The following is a 24,718-nucleotide window of genomic DNA, read 5'->3' on the forward strand; positions in this document are numbered from 1 at the left end:
TTTAAAGGGTAATAATTAATTAAAGCGTAATCGAACATAAACATGTTTGATTCCTTTTTTGTCTGATTCTCTTTCATCAATTTCAAGAATATCAGTTAGGGATTTTAGCATTGGCGTAAGCTTGGAAAAACCGTAATTTCTAGGGTCAAATTCGGGTTTCTTCTTTACGATTAAATTTCCAACATCGCCCAAAAATGCCCAGCCATCATCATCTTCAATATCTTCGATAGTGGCTTCAATAAGTTCGATAGTTTGTTTGTCAATTTTGTGCAGTGCTTTTTCGGCAGGTTTTTCAACAGGTTTTTTAGCGTCAGCAGTAGCTTTTGGTTTTTTCTTTTGGATTGCACCGTCCAAAACTTCAATATAAATAAACCTGTCGCAGGCAACAATAAAAGAATTTGGGGTTTTCTTTTCACCAATTCCAATAACTTTCATGCCTGATTCTCTTAACCGAATAGCTAAACGGGTAAAATCACTATCGCTTGAAACAATGCAAAATCCGTCTAATTTTCCGGAATAAAGCAAATCCATCGCGTCAATAATCAGCGCAGAATCTGAGGAATTTTTACCTACAGTATAACTATATTGCTGAATAGGAGTTATGGCATGCTCGAGTAAAACGCCTTTCCAGCCATTTGAATTTGGCTTCGTCCAGTCTGCATAAATACGTTTGGTTGTTGGTGTTCCAAATTTTGCAATTTCTTCCATCATTCCTTTTACGTTGCTGTACGGAACGTTGTCGGCATCAATAAGAACGGCTAGTTTTAAATCTTTAGAGTTATTACTTAAAGGCATCATTTACATGTTAGAAAAATTAGATACTTCCAAAGGTAAAACTAAAATTGGTTTTTTATAGAGTAGAATGGAAATAAGTCTTTTGAGAATAATAAATTATTTTGGTTATAAATAAGATATTTTTTATAAAAATTAATTAAGGATAAATTTGTCTTTTAATATAGTTTGAATATATTTGTAAAGAATTTAATCCACTTTATATGTTTTCAAAAGCGTGCGAATACGGCATTCGGGCTTCAATATTTATTGCAACTAAATCTTCAAAAGGAATTCGGGTTGGAATAAAAGATGTAGCCAAAGAAATAGATTCACCAGAACCTTTTACGGCCAAAATAATGCAGATTTTAACCAAAAACGGCATTATAGCTTCTGCAAAAGGAGTAGGAGGAGGATTTGAAGTTTCTAATGAAGCAGTAAAAAACATAAAATTAATTCAGATTGTAGATGCGATTGACGGAAATGCCATATATAAAGGTTGTGGAATTGGATTAAAAGAATGTTCTGAAACGCATCCTTGTCCGGTTCATAATGAATTTAAAAAAATAAGAGAATTACTTCTTACAATGTTAACCAATACAACATTAGAAGAGTTGGCATTAGGTGTAAATTCAGGAGATTTTCATCTTAAAATATTAAATATAACCGAATAGAATTTTATAATTTAAATACTTGACAATGAATAAAAGAATACAAATTTCGATGTTTGTGCTAATGGGATTTTTAGCAATAACTTCTTGTGGAAAAAAGGAAACTGCACCAACTGAAGAATCAACAGAAATTAATGAAACTTCGACAGAAGGAGAAGCGGCACCGGCAGCTGCAGAAAACGTATTGGTTATTGAAGGAAATGACCAAATGCAATTTAATACAAATGAACTAAAAGCTGTTGCAGGAAAACCAATAACACTTACTTTAAAACACGTAGGTAAAATTCCAAAAGAAGCGATGGGGCATAATTTAGTTATTTTGCAGGAAGGCACAGATGAAGCTGCTTTTGCAACCAAAGCAATGAATGCTAAAGATACGGACTATATTCCGGCTTCTGAAAAGGCATCAATTGTTGCGCATACTAAATTGCTTGGCGGAGGAGAACAGGATACGATCGAATTTACAATTGATAAAAAAGGAACATATAACTTTTTGTGTACTTTTCCAGGGCATTTTGCTATGATGAAAGGTGTTCTTATTGTAGAATAAAAACCAAAACTCTAATACTTTTATAGGTTAGAGTTTTTTAATAAACCAATAAAAGATAATTTTGTCTTTTATTCTAATTCAATAATGATTAATAATATTTTAAAAATGGAAAATTTAAAGAATAAAACAGTTGGATCATTTGTAGCCCAGGATTTTAGAACGGCTGCAGTTTTTACAAAATATCAAATCGATTTTTGCTGTAAAGGAAACAGAACTATTACAGAGGTTTGTGAAAAACAAAATATAGATTCAGATGTATTAATGCAAAATGTATTTGATGTATTACAATCTGAAAATGACAGTACAATAGATTTTAATTCATGGCCTTTAGATTTAATGGTAGATTATATCGAAAAAACACACCACCGTTATGTCGAAGAAAAAACACCAATACTAAAGCAGTTTTTAGATAAATTATGTAATGTTCATGGAACAGGACATCTGGAATTGTTCAAAATAGAGGAACTGTTCACTGCAGGAGCCGGAGAATTATCCCAGCATATGAAAAAGGAAGAATTGATGTTGTTTCCCTTTATTAAACGAATGGTGAAAACGAAAGAATCTAACGGAATTTTATCGCAGCCTTCCTTTGGAACCGTTTCAAATCCAATCGCAATGATGATGGAAGAGCATGAAACTGAAGGAGATCGTTTTAGTGAAATTGCAAAACTGACCAATAACTATAATGCACCAAGCGACGGATGTACGACTTATAAAGTAACATTTGCGATGTTGAAAGAGTTTGAAGAAGATTTGCACAAACATATTCATCTGGAGAATAATATCTTGTTTCCAAAGGCAGTAATTCTGGAAGAAGAGTTTGCATAAACGTTAATTTATAAATGAATGCACCAACTAATCACATGAATTATTGGTGCATTTTTTATTTAAAAAATGAAAATATTGCTTAAATTGACTTCTCAAAAAAGCTGGATAATTTGCTGTTTTCTAAACTTTTTCATAGCTTCGATTATGGGTTTGATCATGCGTTTTTCCTATCTTTTTCCCTTAAATATAAATTACATTTATCTGCTTCATGCACATTCTCATGTTGCGATGTTGGGCTGGGCTTATTTGATGATTTATGTTTTGATTGTTCATTTTTTTATTCCGAAAAATAAAAGAGAAAAACCCATTTACAATCAATTATTTTGGTGTACAGAATGCGCTGTAGTGGGAATGATGGTTGCTTTTCCTTTTCAGGGATATGCTTTGTTTTCGATTCTATTTTCTACTGCTCATATTTTATTGAGTTATATTTTTTGCTGGATTGTCTGGAAAGATAGTCTTCCCGCTAAAACAGGCAGTCAAAAACTTTTATTAACCGCTGTTTTATTTATGGTTTTCTCCACTTTTGGAGTTTGGTGTTTAGGTCCAGCGATAAATACACTTGGCAAACAAAGTGCTTTCTATCAAATTGCTATACAGTTTTTCCTTCATTTTCAATTTAACGGCTGGTTTTTGATAGCCATTTTAGCTTTTTTTTTAAAACAGTTTAAAAAGGAAATTGACTTAAAAAATTTTAATATATTTCTCGTTTTACTGATTCTCTCCACTTTGCTAACAGTTGCATTTCCCATTAGCTGGTATGTTGCCAGGGAAACAATGAAATGGATTAACACTTTTGGTGTTGTACTGCAGCTTTTGGCCTTAGTATATTTCTACAGAATGTTGAAACCTCAAATAAAGACTTTTAAAGCAAGTTTAGATGCACTAGTCAAAATGGTGTATGGTTTGGCAATAAGTTCTTTGTTGCTCAAAATAAGCATTCAGTTGTTAGTATTATTCCCTGATTTTGCCGAAACTTCGCATCAGGTGAGAAACTTTGTAATTGGATTTATTCATTTAACGTCTTTAGGTATAATTACAGGTTTTTTATTCGGAATATTGATTCAGAATAAAATACTTTCAAGTCAATGTTATTTGCTTCGTTATGGGATAAAGTGTTTTATTTTGGGATTCGCAGCCACTGAGATTTTGCTTTTTCTTCAAGGGATATTTTTTTATTTGGATAAAGGAAAACTTCCCGGTTACTATGAAGGTATTTTCGCAACGAGTCTTTTGATTGTATTGGGATTAATTCTGATTTTAATTTCATTATTAAACAAAAAACAAGAGTCAATTAATTAAAATCTTCCCTTGTTTTCTTTCTACAAATTAACCTATTTAATTTTTTTAGCTTCTTCGTTTATTGTTTTTACAGTTTTCTCATTGTCTACTCCCAAGCCTTCTTGTTGAAAGACCAATTCACCTTCGGAATTAAAAACACTTATAATATTAGAATGCGTAAAATCTATCGGAGATATTTTTTTATAATTTACAGCAAGTACCGCCGCAAATTCACGCGTGTTTTCTTCAGTTGAACGTAAGAAAATCCAGGGATCCTGATTCATTTTATTGGCAATGGCAAACGATTTTAATTTTTCAGGAGTATCTGTTTTTGGATCGATACTTACTAAAATAAGTTTTACATTTTTTTTAGTTTCTGTACCCAGTTTGGTTTCGATGTTTCTCATATCTGCAACTAATCGGGGGCAAGCGGCTTTGCAGGAAGTATAAATCATGACCATAACCAGAACATTTCCTTTCAGGCTTTTTAGCTCGATATTTTTTCCATCCTGATTGGTCCATTTTGATGGTAAATTGTAAATGGATAAGTCGCTGATTTCCTTGCTTTCAGCAGCTTTCTGAATTTGCTCTTTTGTATCATCTTTACAGCTTTGTAATGTCAAAAGAAGAATAAAGAATGCAATTATATTTTTTTTCATTTTAAAGTTGTAATTAAAGTTGTTTTGTACTGGCACATCGAAATCCTAAATTTCTAGTTGAATAGTTTGCTTTAAGGCTTCCTCTAAAGGCATATCTCATAAAAGCCGCATAATCCATCAAATCAGTTGCGTTTACTGATGCTCCTCCGCAAAAAAGGTTTTTGTCTTCGCTTTTGTCTTTTCTGGATTCTCCTGATAAAAAAATGCTGTTAAAATCTGCCGTCCATTCCCAAACTAAACCGTGCATGTCATAAACGCCCCAGTAATTTTTGAATGTTTGTCTAATCGAATTTTCGTATGTTTTTGATTTTTCATACCAGGACAAAATATAGGTATTGAATTCTGACTTGTTTCTGGCATCGATTTTTTTTTCATCGGCCATCGCAACATATTCCCATTCATCCATTGTAGGCAAACGTTTTCCCTGACATTCGCAATATTTTTTTGCGGCAAACCATGAAACGTTGGTTACAGGCGATTTCGGATTTGCATTTCCAAAATCAAAATCGCTTTTCCAATACTGCAAATAGCTTTTATCAGCAAAAATTCCTTTTATTCCGGATTTACTAAGATTGGTATTCTTTCGAATAAAACTCAAATACTGCTGATTCGTCACTGGATAAACATCTATAAAAAAGGATTTTACAAGTACGGGATTTTTTGATGTTGCTCCGTAAAGAGGGACAAACGTACCCTCTTTTACCGGAACCATTTTCGATTCCTGCGCTCTTAAGAACTCAATCTGAACAAGAAAAAGAAAAATAATTAAAATGCTTTTTTGCATGTCAGTTATTTGTTATCGTTGTGCTTTTACCATTTCTGGATTAACTTCTGTTTTGTTATTTCCCCAACTGCTATAAATATAAGTCATGACATTTGCGATTTCATCATCAGATAAATTTTGTGCCGGCATTATGCTATTGAATTTTTTACCGTTTACCGTAACTTCTCCACTTAAGCCATGCAAAATTGTTTTGATAGCCCTTTTTGAATCACTATTAAGGTAATCTGATTTTGCAAGAGGAGGAAACGCATTTGCAATACCTTGTCCGTCAGATTGGTGACAGGCAAAACAAGTTGTTCCGTAAATTTCTTTTCCAATTTTGATTTTATCCGCTACAGTTCTTTTTGGAGTTATTGTTGCCGGAGTTTTATTTTCAGGCATTTTTTGAATTGTTCCGCCTTCTGGCAAATAAATTCCTTCCTGAATCGTTCCTGAATAAATGTTTTTATTTTCAGCACCTTCGACTTTTAATATTCCCAAAGCACCTTTATTAAATGCTCTGAAAATTGAGTGATCCACCAAGATGAAATTTCCGGGAGTTTCTACTTTAAAATCAACAATTGCAGATCCACCGGCAGGAACTAATGTTGTCTGAACATTTTTATTTATAAGAGCGCCGCCCTCTACGTGTACATTGTCGAAGATTTCACCAATAACATGAAAGGAAGAAACTAAATTTGGACCACCGTTTCCAACAAACAAACGGACTGTTTCACCCACTTTTGCAGTTAATTCATTTCCATTTGTCAGCGAACCCACTTTTCCGTTAAAAACAACATAATCTGGAGTTTCTTTTACTGCTTTGTTCATATCAAAAGGCTGAAGTCCTTTAGCTCCATATTCACCCTGAGTATAAAAATCGCCCTGCATTACATAGTATTCTTTGTCTACTGGAGGAAGTCCGCCTTCAGGTTCTACCAAAATCAAACCATACATTCCGTTAGCAATATGCATTCCCACAGGTGCAGTCGCACAATGATAAACGTAAAGTCCGGGATTTATAACCTTAAAACTAAAAACCTTTTCATGTCCGGGAGCTACTAAAGAGGAAGTTGCACCACCGCCCGGACCAGTTACCGCGTGTAAATCTATATTGTGGGGCAATTTATTATCTGGATGATTTTTTAAATGAAATTCTACTTCGTCGCCTACACGTGTTCTGATGAAACTTCCTGGAACAGAACCGCCAAATGTCCAATAAGTATATTTTACGCCATCTGCCATTGTGCCTTCCTGCTCTTTAATTTCCATGTTTACTTTTAATTTCATAGCCGCTCTGTTACCAATTGGTTTTGGTACGAGTGGCGGAGCAGTAAGTTCTGCATCCATTTTTCCTTCAGTTTTAATTGTAGTATAGTCTTGCGATTCTTGGGTTTTTTTGCATGATGTCAATAAGATTGAGCTGCATACAGCAAAAAAGAATAATTTTGTAACAAGAAGGGTTGTTTTTTGCTTTTTCATAACAATTGGTTTGATTTTAGTTCTAAATATGAAGTAAATTTAAAGGATTAATTTGTCTTTTATTATGATAAAAGTCATGTAATACTTACAATTAACGGGTAAAATTTAATTGATATATCTTTAAGTTTAATAATCAAATCTTGCAAAAAAGTGCCTGTTTGCTTATAATTAGTGAGGTATATATTCCTTTAGCTAATATTTTTTAATTAAAAATAAAAGGCTAACTCTATTTTAGAATAATAATCATTATTTTTGCACCCTGTATAAATAAAAATTATTACTTCAAAATATATTTATGGTAAAAGATTTATTCGAAAGAATTCAGAACAATAAAGGACCATTAGGAAAATGGGCTTCGCAAGCTGAGGGTTATTTTGTTTTCCCTAAATTAGAAGGTGAACTTGGTCCAAGAATGCAATTTGGTGGAAAAAATATTTTAAATTGGAGTTTGAATGACTATTTAGGTCTTGCAAATCATCCGGAAGTTCGTCAGGCCGATATTGATGCTGCAACAGAGTTTGGAGCAGCTTATCCAATGGGAGCCCGTATGATGTCTGGCCATACTAAATACCATGAACAATTAGAAAATGAATTGGCTGAGTTTGTAATGAAACCGGCAGCTTATTTATTAAATTTTGGTTATCAGGGAATGGTGTCTACTATTGATGCTCTTGTAACTAAAAATGACATAATTGTATATGATGTAGATTCTCATGCTTGTATTATTGATGGTGTTCGTTTGCATATGGGTAAACGTTTTACCTATAAACACAATGATCTTGAAAGTATGGAGAAAAACCTTCAGCGCGCTACTAAAATGGCAACTGAAACAGGTGGAGGTATTTTATTTATTACTGAAGGCGTTTTCGGAATGCGAGGACAACAAGGTAAATTAAAAGAAATTGTTGCCTTAAAAGAAAAATATAACTTCCGTTTATTGGTAGATGATGCACATGGTTTTGGTACACTTGGTAAAACAGGAGCCGGAGCAGGTGAGGAGCAGGGTTGTCAGGACGGAATCGATGTTTACTTCTCGACTTTTGCTAAATCAATGGCTAATATTGGCGCTTTTATTGCTGCAGATAAAGATATTATTGATTACTTAAAATACAATTTACGTTCACAAATGTTTGCAAAAGCATTGCCAATGATTCAGACAATTGGTTCTTTAAAGCGTTTACAATTATTACGTAATCATCCGGAATTAAAAGATAAACTTTGGGAAAACGTAAATGCTTTACAAAACGGATTACGTTCTAGAAACTTTAATATTGGCGATACAAATACTTGTGTAACACCAGTTTATTTAGAAGGAAGTGTTCCTGAAGCAATGGTGATGGTAAACGACTTAAGAGAAAATTATGGTATTTTCCTGTCGATTGTAATCTATCCTGTAATTCCAAAAGGAATTATTTTATTGAGAATGATCCCTACAACATCACATACTTTAGCAGATATTGATGAAACACTTACGGCTTTTGAAGCAATTCGTGAAAAATTAGAAAACGGTACTTATAAAGAAATTGCAAGCAGAACTACAGTTGATTTAGACGCGTAATTTCTAAAATTGCTATCCCAAATATGGGAATTATATAAAAGAATCCATTCGTTATGCGAATGGATTTTTTTTATTTAAAGTAACTTTATACTACTAATTATTAAAATTAAGATTATGAAAAAAATATCAGCATTAACAATTATGATTTTAACCGTTTTTATTTCTTGTAAAAAAGAAACAACTCTTCCACCTCCGCAAATAGAACCAAGTGCACCAAAAGAAGCAGAACTTGTTGAACCAGCTGGAGATCAATGTTATGCATCAAGACTTAATGGTAACATTGTCGCATTAAGTTTCAATGTAAATTCTCATCAGGAAGTAAACGGAAAATTAAGTTATAATATCACAGGAAAAGATAAAAATGAAGGTACTTTAATCGGAAATATGAAAGGCGATACCCTAATTGCAGATTATACTTTCATGTCTGAAGGAGTTTCTTCTGTACGAGAAGTAGTTTTTTTGCAAAAAGACGGAACACTTATTGAAGGATATGGAGATGTAGTAGATGCAAATGATAAAGTAACTTTTAAAGATAAAAAGAAATTAAAATTTGACACAAAAAATACGTTAACAAAAGTGGATTGCCCACAATAAAAAATAAAAAAATTGTAAAAAAAGAATCCCTTCAACAACTGTTGAAGGGATTTTTTATATAACATGTAAACTGAGACTGAAAACTCTATTACAGGTATTTTAAATACGTTTTTCTCTGACAGTGAATAATTGGGTCAAAGTTTTTCCATAATAAATGTATGGCTGTATTTTCTGCTAATTCCGGAGTTCTAATACAAGTTTGAATTCCTTTTTCTGAGAAAGTCTTAAAATATTCATCAAAAATAATTGCCGTAACACCTTTGTTTTGATAATCAGGATGAACTCCGATTAGGTAAAAAACAACATCTTTACTCTTTTTTCTGGCCTTTAATAAATGTAGAAAACCAAACGGAAATAATTTACCTTTTGCTTTCTGCAATGCTTCAGAAAAACTTGGCATTACAATGCTAAATGCAATTAAATTATCGTCTTTATCAACGACAAATTTAATGTATTCAGGATTGATGAAGCTAATATATTTTTTCTTGAAATATTCCTTTTGAACATCAGAAATCGCTACAAACGAAGCCAAATTTGCATAAGAAGTATTAAACAAATCAAACATTTTGTCAACGTGCGGCATAATGTCTTTTGTTTTGGTAAAAGTCAATGCTTTTAAACCATATCTTTTTTTGATTAATTCCTGGGCTTTCAGAAAAAATTCAGGTTTAACATTTGAAAAAGGAAAAACACTTTCGATATATTCTTTTTCAATTTGAAAACCTAATTGCTCAAAATGTGTTACATAATACGGATTATTATACCACGTAATCATAGTTCCCATTTGGTCATAACCTTCAGTAAGAACTCCAACTTTATCTAAATTAGAAAATCCCATCGGACCTTCGGCATGTTCCAGATTATGCTGTCTTCCTAATTCGTAAACTTTTTCAAGTAATGCTTTTGTGACTTCGATATCATCAATTACATCAAACCAGCCAAAACGAACTTTTCTTTTATGCTGATTATTTACTTCTGCCCAATTGATAATAGCCGTAATTCTGCCAACAATTTTATTGTCTTTGTAGGCCAGATAAAAATAAGCTTCCGCACTGTCAAAAGCAGGATTTTTGGTTTTATCAAACGACTCCAATTCATCTGCAATAATAGGCGGAACCCAATACGGATTATCTTTGTATAATGAAAAAGGAAATTTGATGTATTCTGTTAATTCCTTTTTAGTTTTGGCTTCTTTAATTGTAATCATTAAGCTTGTTATTGTAAAATCTCCATTTTATGCAGAGAAGTTGATTATTAAATTCTTATTCGTATTTAGATTTACGTTTTCTTTCCTGTTCCTGAAAATCAGTTTCTTTTTTTGTTTTTCCCTTCGAATCCTTATCCTTGCCTTTTTTCTCTTTTCTGGATTCTCTTTTAAATTCCATTTGCTTTTCCTTATACTTTCCGTCATAACGCCACGAAACCCCAACTCCTCCATACATAATAGAAGGTGTATTTTTAAAGTTCGTACTTATTGAGGCATCAACCTGCAAATTCGGGTTAATCAAGTAAGCTGCTCCACCACGAAGAATTGCATCGCTGTAAAAATCACTTTTATAACCTTGATTTTCAATAAACCCGGACCATTTGTCATTAAATCCGTGTGTCAAAGTTAATACATATCCGTAACTTGGATAGTCAGTTGTGATATAATCAGCAATAATATTCGTTACAAAAACCCATTTTCCGCCTCCAAAAACATTTTGCGTAATCAAAACTACTTTTGGAGAAATGCTTGATTCCGGAGAAAATGAATACGGATTATCAGCTCCGACAAAATTAGCACCTGCAAATACCGAAACAGCCGGAATTAAAGAATGCCAGTCAAAACGATGATTGGCTTTATAACTGTAAATGTTTTTTGTTTTTTCGTAGTTTTTAAAAGGATCGTAAATCAAATATTTAGCTCCTAAAACAGTTTGTCTGAAGTTGTTTTTTTTATAGCTTGTATACGGGGTATCAAAGTTTTCCATTTGATATTGCAAATCCAGAACAAACTCTAGTTTTTCTAAAAAAGCGCCGTATCTAAAGGTTAAATCAGTTCCAAAACCATTTGCATCATAATCTAGTAAATCGTGTTTCTCTTTGATGCCATAGATCCCAATTTCAGCCTGAATTACTGATTTCCCAACCGCATACGCAGACATAGTTTCTCCGGGTCTGTTTGAGTTGATAACGTCAGTATATTGTGCAAAAAATAATTGTGGTGCAAAAAATAGAAATGTAACAAGTAGGTGTTTAATTTTTAACATAGGTATATTTTTGGGTTAAAAAGATATAACGCATTTCAAATGTACATATTTTATTATTTATTTAAGATTCATATTTTAATTTTAAACAATTGATTTATTAATTTTGGAAAAAAATTATATGATCATGCAAGAAGCATCTTTTTCAGGTTTAATAAAAGCCATTGTTTACATGATAGCGTTTTATTATATTTTTAAATTTTTAGCCAGAATCTTTTTGCCTGTATTGGTAAAAAAAGCGGTTGAAAAAGCAGGAGAGAATTTTCAGAGACAACAACAATATACTCAGGATAATACCTGGCAAAAAACACGTACTAATAATGATGAGATAATCATCAATACTGCTAATGCAAAAAATCCGCGCGAAACCAAAAAAGTCGGGGATTATGTTGATTACGAAGAAATAGATTAAGTTTGTGACCTAAATAATAGGAATCATCATTTAACCTAAACCAGCCAAAATTGAAAATAGTAAATAAGTTCTATCCGCACGCCCTTGTTATATTGGGCTTTATCCTCGTTTCCTTAATTTATTTTTACCCGGTTTTACAGGGAAAACAAATCTTCCAGTCCGATATTGCACAATATACCGGAATGGCAAAAGAGCAAAATGATTTTAGAGCCACAGAACATGCCGAACCTTATTGGACAAATTCAGCTTTTGGCGGAATGCCGACGTATCAGTTAGGAGCAAATTATCCAAACGATTATGTGGGTAAATTAGATGATGCTTTGCGTTTTTTACCACGTCCGGCAGATTATTTATTTTTATACTTCTTAGGCTTTTACGGATTATTACTAGTTTTAAAAACAGATCCCTTAAAAGCATTTATAGGCGCCATTGCGTTTGGTTTTTCTACTTATTTAATTATTATTCTTGGCGTTGGCCATAATGCAAAAGCACATGCGATTGCGTATATGCCGCTTGTAATTGCCGGTTTCATACTGGTTTTTCAGAAAAAATACGTTTGGGGAGGTTTACTCACCATGTTTGCAGTAGCGTTGGAAGTGAATGCAAACCACATTCAAATGACGTATTATTTACTGATATTTTTATTAATACTTTCAGGATATTTTGCTTTTCAATTTATAAAAGAAAAAGAATATAAGCCGCTTTTAATTTCATGTGGAGTTTTGGCTGTTGCGGGAATTTTTGCAATTGGTGCAAATGCGACGAATTTAATGGCTACAAACGAATATGCTAAATTTAGTACACGCAGCAACAGCGAATTAACTTTTAATCCTGATGGGTCTAAAAAAGTAAATGAAAATGCTTTAAGCCGGGAATATATTACTGAATACAGTTACGGAATAGCAGAAAGCTTTAACCTAATTGCACCAAGAATCTTCGGAGGTTCAAATCATGAAAATGTAGGTACAGACAGTCGTATGTATTCGTTTATGATGGAGCAGGGGGTTCCGTCAGAACAAGCGCAGGATTTCGTTTCAGGAATGCCAACTTATTGGGGAGATCAGCCTATTGTTGCAGCTCCGGCTTATATTGGTGTTGTCGTTTTCTTTTTAGGAGTTTTAGCGTTATTTATAGATGACCGAAAAATAAAATATGTTTTTATTGGTGGGGCATTATTTTCATTAATACTTTCATGGGGGAAAAACTTCTCTTTCTTAACTGACTTTTTTATCGATTACGTTCCAATGTATGATAAATTTAGGGCAGTTTCTTCTATTCAGGTTATTTTAGAATTTTGTTTCCCGGTTCTTGCCGTTATGGGATTGCAATCATTTTTTAAAGCTAAGGACGAACCAAAATTACAGCAGAAAGCTCTTGTACAAACCGGAGTTTTTGGTTTAGGAATTATTGTGATTTTGGTAATTGCAAAAGGATTTTTTCACTTTACAGGAAGTAATGATAATTATTATTTAGAAAGTTACGGACCTGCTTTTGTAGATGCTTTAAAAGAAGACAGAATGACTTTATATTCTGCTGATTTATTGCGTTCAGGCTTTTTTATCGTGGTGACTTTTGGAATTTTATGGTTATTCATCAAGAATAAATTTTCACAAAATACAACTTTAATCATCGTTGGTCTTTTAATGATTTTTGATTTGTTTTTTGTTGATAAAAAATACGTTTCTGCAAAGGATTTTGTAAGTCCGGTACAAATTGCAGCGCCTTTTCAGGAAACACCTTCTGATGCTCAGATTTTAAAAGATACCACACACTACAGAGTTTTTGAAGTTAATGGAAATATGTCCAGTGCTCGTGCATCTTATTTTCATCATTCTTTAGGAGGTTATCACGCCGCAAAACCCAGAAGAATACAACAGTTATTTGATTATCAAATCGCAAAAAATAACATGGAAGTTTTGGATATGTTAAACGTAAAATACATTATCCAGACTGATAAAGAAGGAAAAGAATTTCCAACAGTGAACCCAAATACTAACGGGAACGCATGGTTTGTAGGCTCAGTACGACTTGTAAACAAGCCGGACGACGTTATGAAAGCTTTGGATCATTTAGATACAAAAAATGTTGCTGTTTTTAATGTTCATGATTATGAAGGTAAATTTAAAAATGCAAGATTAAAAAAACAATGGGATACAACCGGAACGATAAAAGTTGTTGAATACAAACCAAACTACATCAAATATCAATCAGATAATAAAAATGACGGTTTAGCGGTATTTTCTGAAATCTATTATAAAAATGGATGGAACGCTTACGTTGACGGACAATTGACAGATCATTTCCCTGTAGATTACGTTTTAAGAGCAATGGAAGTTCCGGGTGGAAAACATACTATCGAATTTAAATTTGAACCACAGGTTGTAAAAACCGGAGGAACAATTACTTTAATAAGTTCAATTGGAATGTTGTTGCTTTTAATTGGTGGGGTTTATTTTGAGAGAAAGAATTCTGCAAAGCAGTCTCAGTAAACAGTCTCAGTTTCTAACGCTGCGAATCTTCGTGAAATCTTTGCGACGCTTTTGTGAAAGAATAATTTCACAGAGAAACACAAAGATCTAACCGAGATGCACAAAAGAATCTTTAAAAAATCTTTGCGAAACTTTGCGAGAACTTTGTGTGTCTCTGTGAAACCGAATAAATCGAATGGAACAAAAAAAACTCTTAATCATTACCTATTATTTCCCGCCAGCCGGAGGTCCCGGTGTACAACGCTGGTTGAAATTTGTAAAGTATTTACCTGAATTTGATATTCAGCCCATTGTGTACGTTCCTGAAAACCCAACTTATCCCATTATTGATGAAGGTTTAGTTAGCCAAATTTCAGATAAAGTGATTATTCTGAAAAATAAAATCTGGGAACCTTATCAGTTAGCTTCTATTTTTTCGAAGAATAAAACGAAGAAAATTAGTTCCGGAATTTTTCCTCATAAAAAGAAACAGACCTTTTTAGATAAAACCTTTCTTTGGGTTCGCGGGAATCTTTTTATTCCCGATGCCCGTGTTTTCTGGGTAAAACCTTCTGTTTCTTATCTTGAAAAATACATCAAAGAAAATAATATAGATACAATTGTTACTTCAGGCCCTCCGCACAGTTTACATTTAATTGGATTGGAATTAAAAGAAAAGCTAAACGTAAAATGGTTTGCCGATTTCCGCGATCCGTGGACAACAATTGGGTATCATAAAGCATTGCGTTTATCAGGTTACGCAGATAAAAAACATAAGAAATTAGAAAGCAAGGTATTAAATTCTGCTGACACAATTATTGTGACCAGTAAAACTACAAAAGCCGAATTTGAAGCCATTACAAACAAACCAATTTCGGTAATTACAAATGGTTATGATATTGAGAATGTCGAAAAACAAACTTTAGATACTAAATTTACTTTAGCGCACATCGGATCATTTTTATCAGACAGAAATCCTCCTTTTTTATGGGAATGTCTGGTTGAATTACTAAATGAAATTCCTGATTTTAAATCACATTTAGAAATTAAACTGATTGGCGCTGTAAGTCAGGAAGTTTTAGATGCCATTGCGCAATTTAATCTGAACGATTATTTGAATCTTTTAGGATATGTTTCGCATCATGAAGCCATTGCACATCAAAAAAAATCACAGGTTTTACTTTTAATCGAAATTAATTCAGAAGATACAAAAAGCATTATTCCGGGAAAATTGTTTGAATACATGGTTTCAAACCGCCCAATAATTGCCATTGGCCCACAAGGTTCTGATTTTGCAGATATTATAAAAGAAACCAATACAGGAGTATTTTTTGATTATTCTGAAAAAGCGAAATTAAAAAGTGTAATTTTGGACTTTTATAAGCAGTTTTTGGAAGGAAAATTACAATCTAATGGTGTTGGTTTACAACAATATTCCAGAAAAAACCTAACCAAGCAATTAGCACAATTGATTAGCGAATCATAAGATTGCAATAATCTAAAAATAATCTAAAAATTCAGAAATCCAAAAATGGGTATTGTTTTAAATCAGTCTTTCAAAAATACTATAATAACTTATATTGGTTTCGGCATTGGAGCCATTAATACACTTTATTTATATCCGGTTTTTTTAGGTGCAACTTATTACGCATTAACAAATTACATTCTTTCCGCAGCAAATGTTATTATGCCTTTGTTTGCTATTGGAATGCAAAATACATTGGTCAAATTTTATTCCCAATACCAAACAGAGCAGGAAAGAGAGCAGTTTCTATCTTTTACGGCACTATTTCCTATTTTAATGTGTATTCCCCTGGGTATTCTTGGAATCTTTTTCTTTGATGACATTACCGCTTTTGTATCCAAAGAAAATCCTGTTGTAAAAGAGTTTATGTATTTAATTCCGTTTATTGGAATCTGCATGGCTTATTTTGAGATTTTTTATGCCTGGGCAAGAGTTCACATGCATTCTGTTTTTGGAAATTTCATTAAAGAAGTAGGTTTAAGATTATTCTCTACTTTTGCTTTGGTAGGTCTATATCTCGACTGGATTACCTTAGTGCAGTTTGTTTATGTAACGGCAGCGATATATTTCATCGCATTTTTAATCACAATGTTTTATGCATTTTACATTAAAAAGCCTAAGTTTCAAATCAACATTCCGCAGAATGTAAAAGATGTAATGGAATATACTTTTTTCATTATCCTTTCCGGAAGTGTCGCCAATTTACTTTTAGACGGTGACAAACTGATGCTGAATCAATACATGAAAATTGAGAATATTGCCTATTATTCTGTAGCCACTTATATTGCTTTGGTAATTTCTGTTCCTAGTCGTGCAATGCATCAGATTGTATATCCGATTACGGCAAAACTAATGCATGAAAACAAACACGATGAATTGAATTTATTGTACAAAAAAACATCTATCAACCTGCAAATGGTGGGTGGATTTGTGATGTTGTGTATTTTCGTAAATATCAATCAATTGTATGAATTGGTTCCAAAAGAATACAGCGGTGGAATTTCAGTTGTATTTATGATTGGCTTATCAAAATATTTTGATTTGATTTTAGGTAACAACAACGCCATTATATTCAATACAAAATACTACCGAATGGTTTTGTATTTAGGATTGCTTTTAGTGTTTCTAACAATTGTATTAAACATGATTTTCATTCCTATCTTTGGAATTACAGGTTCAGCATTTGCAACTTTACTGTCAATTACATTGTACAGTTTGGCAAAATTGCTTTTTGTTGTTAAAAAACTTCACTTATATCCTTTTACCAAAGAAACTATTTATTCAATGCTGCTTACATTTGCATTGTTTTTAGCGTTTTACTTTTGGGAATTCCCATTTTATCAATTAATTAGTATCGCATTAAAATCCATTTTAGTAACGATTTTATATGTTTATTTAAACTATAAATTTGATATTTCTCACGACATCAATAAAGTTCTTGATGGTCTTTTAAAGAAAATAGGATTCAAAATTTAATGACTTTAATTATTAGTGAAATAAAATTAGACCCTTAATTGCTTTCTATCAGCTGTTTTCCTATCAAATTAGTCGATTAATTAGATGGTAATTTTACTACTTCTTAATTAAAAAATTAACAATTAAAGTTAAGTTGTTGATATCCAATTAAAAAACTTTAAATTTTAACACTTGTTTATTTTGTTATTAATTTTATAAAAATTAATTTTATATAAGAATTTATCACTGGTTTGGTTTATTAGATAAAAAATATCTTATAAAATGCAATAAAAGTAAAGATGTAATGTTTTTATCCTAACGGGCATTACTGATAAATTTTAACATACAAACATAAATTGTAGTAATAGTTGGATTAATTTTAATTTGATAATTATGAAAAAGAATCATCTAAGTCAGGAACAAAGCGTGCAAGTATTTTCAAATATGATATCAAATAAAGTTCATAATGGATTTACGCTGGAAGAAAGAAATGACAAATTGCTTTTTGCAGTTCTTTCAAAAGGAGGAAAAGTTGTGAATCATGGTTTAAATTTTACCATTTTTTGCTTGACTTTAGGGTTGTGGTCATTTGCATGGCTTTATCTTACTTTAGAAGCTTCTAAACAGAAAAAAATATTGGTTGCCATTGACGAAGATGGTTTACCGTTTGAAGAAAAATGTTTGGTTGCTTAAAGAATTTTAAAAAAAAAGAATAGCCATAAATCACGATTAATCACCGTAGTTTATGGCTATTTTATTTTAGATCTGTTTTAAACTTAGAAACTTAGCATCTTTAAATTACGATTAATCAGCACAGTTTATGCTCATTTGTTTTTAAACTTAGAAACTTAGCATCTTAGAACCTCAGCAACTTATTATAATTTATCCTTCAAATAAATCCCCGTTACAGATTCTTTTACTTTTACAATATCCTCAGGCGTTCCGGCTGCTAATAAATAACCTCCATTTTCACCACCTTCAGGACCCAAATCAATAATCCAGTCAGCACATTTGATAAGATCCAGATTGTGTTCAATTACAATAATAGAGTGTCCTTTTTCGATTAAGGCATCAAACGAAGCCAGTAATTTTTTGATATCATGAAAATGTAAACCCGTTGTAGGTTCATCAAAAACGAATAATGCTCTGTCTTTTGTAGCGCCTTTTACTAAAAACGAAGCTAATTTAATACGCTGCGCTTCACCACCGGAAAGCGTAGAAGAAGATTGTCCCAATTGCACATATCCTAAACCAACATCCTGAAGCGGCTGTAGTTTTTGAGTAATTTTTGTCTGTTTATTTTTTTCGAAAAAGGCAATCGCATCATCAATCGTCATCGTCAGAATATCGTTGATGTTTTTTTCGTCGAAATTAACTTCCAGAATTTCCTTTTTGAAACGTTTTCCTCCACAAGTTTCGCATGGTAAAGAAACATCGGCCATAAATACCATTTCGACGTTTATAGAGCCTTCTCCTTTACAAGTTTCGCATCGGCCTCCATCAACATTAAAAGAAAAATGTTTTGCCTGATAACCTCTCATTTTTGATAATTTTTCTTTGGCATACAAATCACGAATATCATCATACGCTTTAATGTACGTTACAGGATTCGATCTTGAACTTCTTCCAATCGGATTCTGATCAACATATTCTATATGTTTTATATGAGAAAATGATCCTGTAATGTCGCTAAACTGACCTGCTTTTTCGGCAGCGCTTTCCAGTTTTTTCTGCATGGCAGGAAACAATATTTTCTTGATCAAAGTACTTTTTCCACTTCCTGAAACTCCCGTAATCACAGTTAAAACATCCAAAGGAAAAGTAACATTTATATTTTTTAAATTGTTTTCTCTGGCACCAATAATATCAATATGATTTTTAAATTTTCGTCTTTTCTTCGGAACAGAAATTTCCAGATCACCATTTAAGTATTTCGCCGTAAGAGATTCTGATTTTAAAATTTCATCATAAGTTCCCTGAGCGACGAGATTTCCTCCAAAGGTTCCCGCTTCCGGACCAATATCGATAATCATATCGGCAGCTTTCATAATGTCTTCATCGTGCTCAACAACGATTACTGTATTTCCCAAATCACGAAGTGAAAGTAAAACTTTTATCAATCTTTCAGAATCTTTTGGGTGTAAACCAATACTTGGTTCATCCAGAATATACATCGAGCCCACCAAGCTGCTTCCCAACGAAGTAGCAAGATTGATACGTTGCGATTCACCTCCTGAAAGTGTAGCAGAATTTCTGTTTAGCGTTAAATAATCTAAACCAACTTCTGTCAAAAAAGATAAACGATTGTTAATTTCAACCATCAAACGTTTCGCTATTTGCTGTTCGTAAACATTTAATTCGAGATTTTTGAAAAAAGTAACTAAATGTTTAATTGGCAAATCCACTAAATCAGAAACGGTTTTACCGCCAATTTTTACATAAGAAGCTTCTTCACGTAAACGTTTTCCGCGACAAGCGTGACATTTTGTTTTTCCGCGGTAGCGAGACAGCATCACACGATTCTGAATCTTATAATTTTTTTCTTCAAGTTCTTTAAAGAAACCATTTAAGCCCTGAAAATATTTATTTCCTTTCCAGACAACATCTTTTTGTTCCTCTGTAAGTTCAAAATAAGGTTTATGAATTGGGAAGTCAAATTTGTACGCATGTTTCACCAATTCATCTTTGTACCAGCTCATACTGTCACCTCGCCACGGATAAATCGCGCTTTCAAAAACAGATAAGGAAGTATTTGGAACAACCAAATCTGCATCAATACCAATAATATTTCCGTAACCTTCACAAACCGGGCAAGCACCATACGGATTATTAAAGCTGAATAAATGCACATTTGGTTCCAGAAAAGTAATACCGTCTAATTCAAAATTATTAGAATAAGAGAATCTTTTATCTGTACCTAATTCCTGTAAATAACAAATTCCTTTTCCTTCAAAAAAAGCAGTCTGAACAGCATCTGCAAGACGATTGTAGAATTCTTCTTCGTCTTTAACAACAATCCTGTCAATGATTAGTAAAATATCTTTATTATCTAATTTATGAAGATCTGTTGGCGTGAATTCATCCAGACGCACCATTTCGTTATCCACTAAAATACGGGCAAAACCTTGCTGCAAAAGCACTTTGAGTTTGTCTTCGAGTTGTCGTCCTTCTTCAAGGTGTATCGGCGAAAGCAATAACCATTTACTGTCTAATTCAAACCCTTTTACATCTGAAACGACATCTGTAACCGTATTTTTTTTAACTTCTCTGCCTGAAATTGGCGAATAAGTACGCCCGATTCTGGCAAATAAAAGTTTGATATAATCGTAAATTTCAGTCGAAGTTCCAACCGTTGAACGCGCGTTTGTAGTATTTACTTTTTGCTCAATCGCAATTGCCGGCGCAATTCCTTTAATATATTCAACTTTAGGTTTGTCTAAACGGCCTAAAAACTGGCGTGCGTATGATGATAAACTCTCCACATAACGGCGCTGTCCTTCAGCATATAAAGTATCAAATGCCAAACTTGATTTTCCTGATCCTGAAAGTCCTGTAATTACTACAAGTTTGTTTCGGGGAATAGCGACATCTACATTTTTTAAATTATGTACCTGGGCGCCTTTAATGATGATATTATGTTTTGGGTCTAGTGTAGAAAGATCAATTTGCATAAAAAAAGTCAATTTTTACAAAAGTAATCAATTTTGAATTGAGTTTTGTTAATGAGATTGTTACAAATTTTAACTAATTGCTTATAGAGTTGTTGCCACGAATTCATTTTTTTCCCAAGGTTAAAACCTCGGGCTATGGCTGAATCCTACTTCTTTGAACATGCGAATGGTTTCAACCATTTGGACGTAATGTGTTTCTACAATCCATGATTTCCCAAGGTTAAAACCTCGGGCTATGGCTGAAATTCTATTTCTTTGAATATAGCGAATGGTTTCAACCATTTGGACGTAATGTGTTTCTACAATCCACGATTTCCCAAGGTTAAAACCTCGGGCTATGGCTGAAATTCTATTTCTTTGAATATAGCGAATGGTTTCAACCATTTGGACGTAATGTGTTTCTACAATCCACGATTTCCCAAGGTTAAAACCTCGGGCTATGGTTGAAATTCTGTATTGTAAACATAGCGAATGGTTTCAACCATTTGGACATAATGTGTTTCTACAATCCATGATTCCCCAAGGTTAAAACCTCGGGCTATGGCTGAAATTCTGTTTGGTAAACATAGCCAATGGTTTCAACCATTGGGACGTAATACATTTCTACAATGCATGATTCCCCGAGGTTAAAATCTCGGGCTCTGGTTGAAATTCTGTTTTTGTAAACTTAGCCAATGGTTTCAACCATTGGGACGCAATTTATCTCTGCATCTTATGGTTTTTCACAATTTCCAAACCCTGATTAATTGAAATAGGATTGACCAAATTCAATGTATTAAATCTTAATTGCTAAAAATTTGTACTTTCAATATAAAATATCCTATTTTAGAACTGCTTTAATACTATTTTAATATTCTGACCAAATTTTGAAAACTAAACTTTCTATTCTTTCTTTTTTGATGGGTTTTATCCTGTTTTCACAGGAATTGCCGCCAATTGTAAAATATCCTTCCACCATATATGGCGCCGGAAATCAAAACTGGATGATTTCTCAGGACGAACAAAATCTGATGTATTTTGCTAATAACGAAGGACTTTTAGAATATAACGGAACCAATTGGGAGTTATATCCAACTCCAAACGAAACCATAATGCGATCTGTTAAGGTGATCGATAATAAGATTTACACGGGCTGTTACATGAATTTTGGCTACTGGACGCGCCAGCCAAACGGAAAATTAAAATATACTTCACTCAGCGATACCATTAAAAATAAAATTCTGGATGACGAACAGTTTTGGAACATTTTAAAATACGATCAGTGGATTTTGTTTCAATCGCTAAACCGAATTTATATTTATGATACAAAGACAAAAACATTCAAAATTATTTCGCCGAAAAATGGTGTTCTAAAATCGTTCAGCACTAAAAATTCTATTTATTATCAAACTGCAAACGAAGGTCTTTTCGAAATAGAAGAAGGAAAAGGAAAACTGATTTCAGATAATCCAATTCTGAAAAAATATACCATTGTCAATGTTTTTACAATTGATGAAGGTTTGCTGATTCAGACGCAATTAGACGGATTTTATAAATTGATCGGAACTGCTTTAACGCCTTTTGCGACAGAAGTTGATGCTCAGATAAAATCTAGTTTTGTGTACAGCAGCCAGCGTCTTCAAAACGGAAGTTATGCGTTGGGAACGGTTTCAAACGGAATTTTCATTTTATCAAATGCCGGAAAACTCAACTATCATATTTCGCAAAGCAAAGGATTGAGTAATAATACGGCGCTTTCATTGTTTGAAGATAAAGATCAGAATGTTTGGGTGGGGCTTGACAACGGAATCAATTGCATAAATCTGCAAACGCCGGTGCACAGTTTTACCGATGATACAGGTGTTATAGGAACAGTTTACGCATCTATCACTCATAACGGAATGTTGTATGTGGGAACAAATCAGGGATTATTTTGCAAACCATACCAAAGCAACGGTGATTTTCAATTTATAAATGGAACAAAAGGTCAGGTTTGGTCTTTGTTTGAATACGATAATACGCTTTTTTGCGGACATGATTCTGGAACTTTTATTATAGAAAATAATTCTGCCAGAAATATTTTCAGGGGTTCAGGAACCTGGAAATTTGAGCTTTTGCCTGATAATAAAAATATACTGCTTCAGGGAAATTATTACGGAATTTCGGTTTTAGAGAAAAGCAACAATCAGTGGAACTTCAGAAACAAAATAGAAGGATTTAATTATTCGTCTCGTTATTTTGAAATCACAGCCAATCTGGAAGTGTATGTAAGTCATGAATACAAAGGAATTTTTCGATTTAAACTGGATGCTTCACTTTCAAAAATCAAAGAATTTCATGCTTATGCTTCTCCAAAAAAAGGAAAAAATGCGAGTTTGACTAAATTCAACAATCAAATTTATTATGCTTATAAAGGCGGGATTTTCAAATTAAATCAAAAGACAAAACAGTTTGAAAAAGATAAATTACTGAGTTCTATTTTCGAAAAAGACGAATATACTTCGGGGAAATTAATTGTAGATCAATCAAATAAAATCTGGCTGTTTTCTAAAAATTACATTCATTATTTTTCTGCCAGTAAATTAAGTAATCAGTTAAAACAGAATGTAATACCGATTCCGTCTTCTTTAACCAATTCGATGTTGGGTTTTGAGAATATTACCCAAATTTCAAAATCCACTTATTTAATAGGAACAACAGATGGTTATTATACGCTTAATATCGACGATTTAAGTTTTAAGAATTATGCGGTTTCTATTTCTGAGATTTTCATTAATAAACAAAATCAAATTTTAAAAAATGTTGTTTTAAATGAAGAAGGAAGTTTTAAATCAACAGAAAACAACATTACTTTAAACTACACAGTTCCGGAATACAACAAATATATTAATTCTGAATACCAGTATTTATTAGAAGGTTTTCAGAATGAATGGAGCGAATGGAGCACAAAATCTTCGGTGAATTTTAAAAACTTATCACCGGGAAAATATACGTTTAAAGTTCGTGCAAAATATGCCAATACACTTTTACAAAATACGGCAACTTATACTTTTGTGGTTTTAAAACCCTGGTATTTGACTAATCTGGCTTGTTTTATTTATTTGTTGCTGCTTGTTGTTATTGGATATTTTATCAATAAGGCGTATAATAATTTTTATCAAAAGCAAAAAGAGAAATTAATTGAAGAAAATAATCTTTTGCTGGAAATTAAAGAACTTGAAAACGAACAGCAATTAATGAAACTCAGAAACGAGCAATTGTCGCAGGATGTCGATAATAAAAATCGAGAATTGGCAGTTTCCACAATGAGTCTGAACAGCAAAAATGAACTTTTGGCTTTTATTAAAGAAGATTTGAAAAAGACTTCGCAGGATGATAATAAAAATATCAAATCAGTAATCAGAACCATCAACGATAATATTACTGAAGAAGATTCCTGGAAGGTTTTTAAGGAAGCTTTTGATAGTGCCGATAAAGATTTCCTGAAAAGAATTAAACAGTTGCATCCATTATTAACTCCTAATGATTTACGACTTTGCGCTTATCTTCGACTCAATCTTTCTTCAAAAGAAATTGCGCCTTTGTTTAATATTTCGGTACGAAGCGTTGAAATTAAAAGGTATCGTTTGCGTAAGAAAATGGATTTACAGCACGAAATCGGTTTAGTAGAATATATTCTCGCTGTATAATAAGTCAGAAATTGCTTCAAAAGTAACTATACATTACCTCAACATTAACGTTTTGTTGTGTTTTTTACACTTATTTGTTAAGTAAATTAACATTATGATTTTGCAGATAATCA

19 protein-coding genes are annotated in these 24,718 nt (G+C 32.7%); 12 read left to right on the top strand and 7 right to left on the bottom strand.

Features of this window, described 5'->3' with window-relative positions:
- Window positions 1-15: 15 nt before the first annotated feature.
- On the bottom strand, window positions 16-795 hold the full coding sequence (locus tag AC3QL1_RS11885; protein ID WP_492491584.1) for an NYN domain-containing protein: 780 nt from the start codon (window positions 793-795) through the stop codon (window positions 16-18).
- Between the two features lie 200 nt (window positions 796-995).
- Here AC3QL1_RS11885 and AC3QL1_RS11890 point away from each other — a divergent pair, with 200 nt between their 5' ends.
- The 4 genes from AC3QL1_RS11890 to AC3QL1_RS11905 all read left to right on the top strand — a co-directional run bounded on the left by AC3QL1_RS11890 (window position 996) and on the right by AC3QL1_RS11905 (window position 4,122).
- Window positions 996-1,445, top strand: a complete 450-nt coding sequence (locus tag AC3QL1_RS11890; RefSeq protein WP_492491586.1) for an RrF2 family transcriptional regulator — start codon at window positions 996-998, stop codon at window positions 1,443-1,445.
- A 25-nt stretch (window positions 1,446-1,470) separates the two neighbouring features.
- Complete coding sequence (azu, locus tag AC3QL1_RS11895) at window positions 1,471-1,992, top strand: azurin (RefSeq protein WP_492491588.1); 522 nt, start codon at window positions 1,471-1,473, stop codon at window positions 1,990-1,992.
- 105 nt (window positions 1,993-2,097) lie between these two features.
- Complete coding sequence (ric, locus tag AC3QL1_RS11900) at window positions 2,098-2,820, top strand: iron-sulfur cluster repair di-iron protein (protein ID WP_492491590.1); 723 nt, start codon at window positions 2,098-2,100, stop codon at window positions 2,818-2,820.
- Between the two features lie 66 nt (window positions 2,821-2,886).
- Window positions 2,887-4,122: a hypothetical protein gene (locus tag AC3QL1_RS11905; protein WP_492491592.1), complete on the top strand. Its 1,236-nt coding sequence runs from the start codon at window positions 2,887-2,889 to the stop codon at window positions 4,120-4,122.
- Window positions 4,123-4,154: 32 nt separating this feature from the next.
- Here AC3QL1_RS11905 and AC3QL1_RS11910 read toward each other — a convergent pair whose 3' ends face one another.
- From AC3QL1_RS11910 to nirK, 3 genes are read right to left on the bottom strand one after another with little or no spacing between them, the layout of a single operon-like run.
- Window positions 4,155-4,760 carry an SCO family protein gene (locus AC3QL1_RS11910; protein WP_492491594.1) on the bottom strand — a complete coding sequence of 202 codons (606 nt, stop codon included), beginning with the start codon at window positions 4,758-4,760 and terminating at the stop codon, window positions 4,155-4,157.
- A gap of 13 nt (window positions 4,761-4,773) precedes the next feature.
- Complete coding sequence (locus AC3QL1_RS11915) at window positions 4,774-5,544, bottom strand: formylglycine-generating enzyme family protein (RefSeq protein WP_492491596.1); 771 nt, start codon at window positions 5,542-5,544, stop codon at window positions 4,774-4,776.
- 12 nt (window positions 5,545-5,556) lie between these two features.
- Entirely contained in the window at window positions 5,557-7,005 is a 1,449-nt protein-coding gene (nirK, locus tag AC3QL1_RS11920) for a copper-containing nitrite reductase (protein ID WP_492491598.1), read from the bottom strand.
- Window positions 7,006-7,300: 295 nt separating this feature from the next.
- Between nirK and capB the strand changes: the two genes are divergently transcribed.
- Together capB and AC3QL1_RS11930 are read left to right on the top strand one after the other, a co-directional pair.
- Window positions 7,301-8,563 (top strand): cysteate-C-fatty acyltransferase, encoded by a 1,263-nt coding sequence (capB, locus tag AC3QL1_RS11925; RefSeq protein WP_492491600.1) that lies wholly within the window; start codon window positions 7,301-7,303, stop codon window positions 8,561-8,563.
- A gap of 114 nt (window positions 8,564-8,677) precedes the next feature.
- A complete protein-coding gene (locus AC3QL1_RS11930; protein WP_492491601.1) occupies window positions 8,678-9,157 on the top strand; it encodes a hypothetical protein in 480 nt (159 codons plus the stop codon).
- 88 nt (window positions 9,158-9,245) lie between these two features.
- On the opposite strand, the gene AC3QL1_RS11935 is transcribed toward AC3QL1_RS11930, so the two are convergent.
- Together AC3QL1_RS11935 and AC3QL1_RS11940 are read right to left on the bottom strand one after the other, a co-directional pair.
- Window positions 9,246-10,364: a GTP cyclohydrolase gene (locus AC3QL1_RS11935; protein ID WP_492491603.1), complete on the bottom strand. Its 1,119-nt coding sequence runs from the start codon at window positions 10,362-10,364 to the stop codon at window positions 9,246-9,248.
- A gap of 55 nt (window positions 10,365-10,419) precedes the next feature.
- Entirely contained in the window at window positions 10,420-11,409 is a 990-nt protein-coding gene (locus tag AC3QL1_RS11940) for a transporter (RefSeq protein WP_492491604.1), read from the bottom strand.
- A 124-nt stretch (window positions 11,410-11,533) separates the two neighbouring features.
- Here AC3QL1_RS11940 and AC3QL1_RS11945 point away from each other — a divergent pair, with 124 nt between their 5' ends.
- From AC3QL1_RS11945 to AC3QL1_RS11965, 5 genes are all read left to right on the top strand, one after another.
- Window positions 11,534-11,818 (top strand): DUF4834 family protein, encoded by a 285-nt coding sequence (locus AC3QL1_RS11945; RefSeq protein ID WP_492491606.1) that lies wholly within the window; start codon window positions 11,534-11,536, stop codon window positions 11,816-11,818.
- A 50-nt stretch (window positions 11,819-11,868) separates the two neighbouring features.
- Window positions 11,869-14,307 (top strand): YfhO family protein, encoded by a 2,439-nt coding sequence (locus tag AC3QL1_RS11950; RefSeq protein ID WP_492491608.1) that lies wholly within the window; start codon window positions 11,869-11,871, stop codon window positions 14,305-14,307.
- A gap of 175 nt (window positions 14,308-14,482) precedes the next feature.
- The gene (locus tag AC3QL1_RS11955) at window positions 14,483-15,772 is read left to right on the top strand and encodes a glycosyltransferase family 4 protein (RefSeq protein WP_492491609.1); all 1,290 of its coding nucleotides are present in this window, start codon (window positions 14,483-14,485) and stop codon (window positions 15,770-15,772) included.
- A gap of 45 nt (window positions 15,773-15,817) precedes the next feature.
- Entirely contained in the window at window positions 15,818-17,287 is a 1,470-nt protein-coding gene (locus AC3QL1_RS11960; RefSeq protein WP_492491611.1) for an oligosaccharide flippase family protein, read from the top strand.
- A 372-nt stretch (window positions 17,288-17,659) separates the two neighbouring features.
- A complete protein-coding gene (locus tag AC3QL1_RS11965; protein ID WP_492491612.1) occupies window positions 17,660-17,959 on the top strand; it encodes a hypothetical protein in 300 nt (99 codons plus the stop codon).
- Window positions 17,960-18,141: 182 nt separating this feature from the next.
- Here the strand turns inward: AC3QL1_RS11965 and uvrA are convergent, their stop codons facing one another.
- Window positions 18,142-20,937, bottom strand: coding sequence for an excinuclease ABC subunit UvrA (gene uvrA, locus AC3QL1_RS11970; RefSeq protein WP_492491614.1), 2,796 nt, complete (start codon window positions 20,935-20,937; stop codon window positions 18,142-18,144).
- Window positions 20,938-21,803: 866 nt separating this feature from the next.
- Between uvrA and AC3QL1_RS11975 the strand changes: the two genes are divergently transcribed.
- Window positions 21,804-24,605 (top strand): triple tyrosine motif-containing protein, encoded by a 2,802-nt coding sequence (locus AC3QL1_RS11975; protein ID WP_492491616.1) that lies wholly within the window; start codon window positions 21,804-21,806, stop codon window positions 24,603-24,605.
- The last annotated feature ends 113 nt before the right edge of the window (window positions 24,606-24,718 follow it).

The organism is Flavobacterium sp. GW823-FHT04A11 (assembly GCF_058796535.1).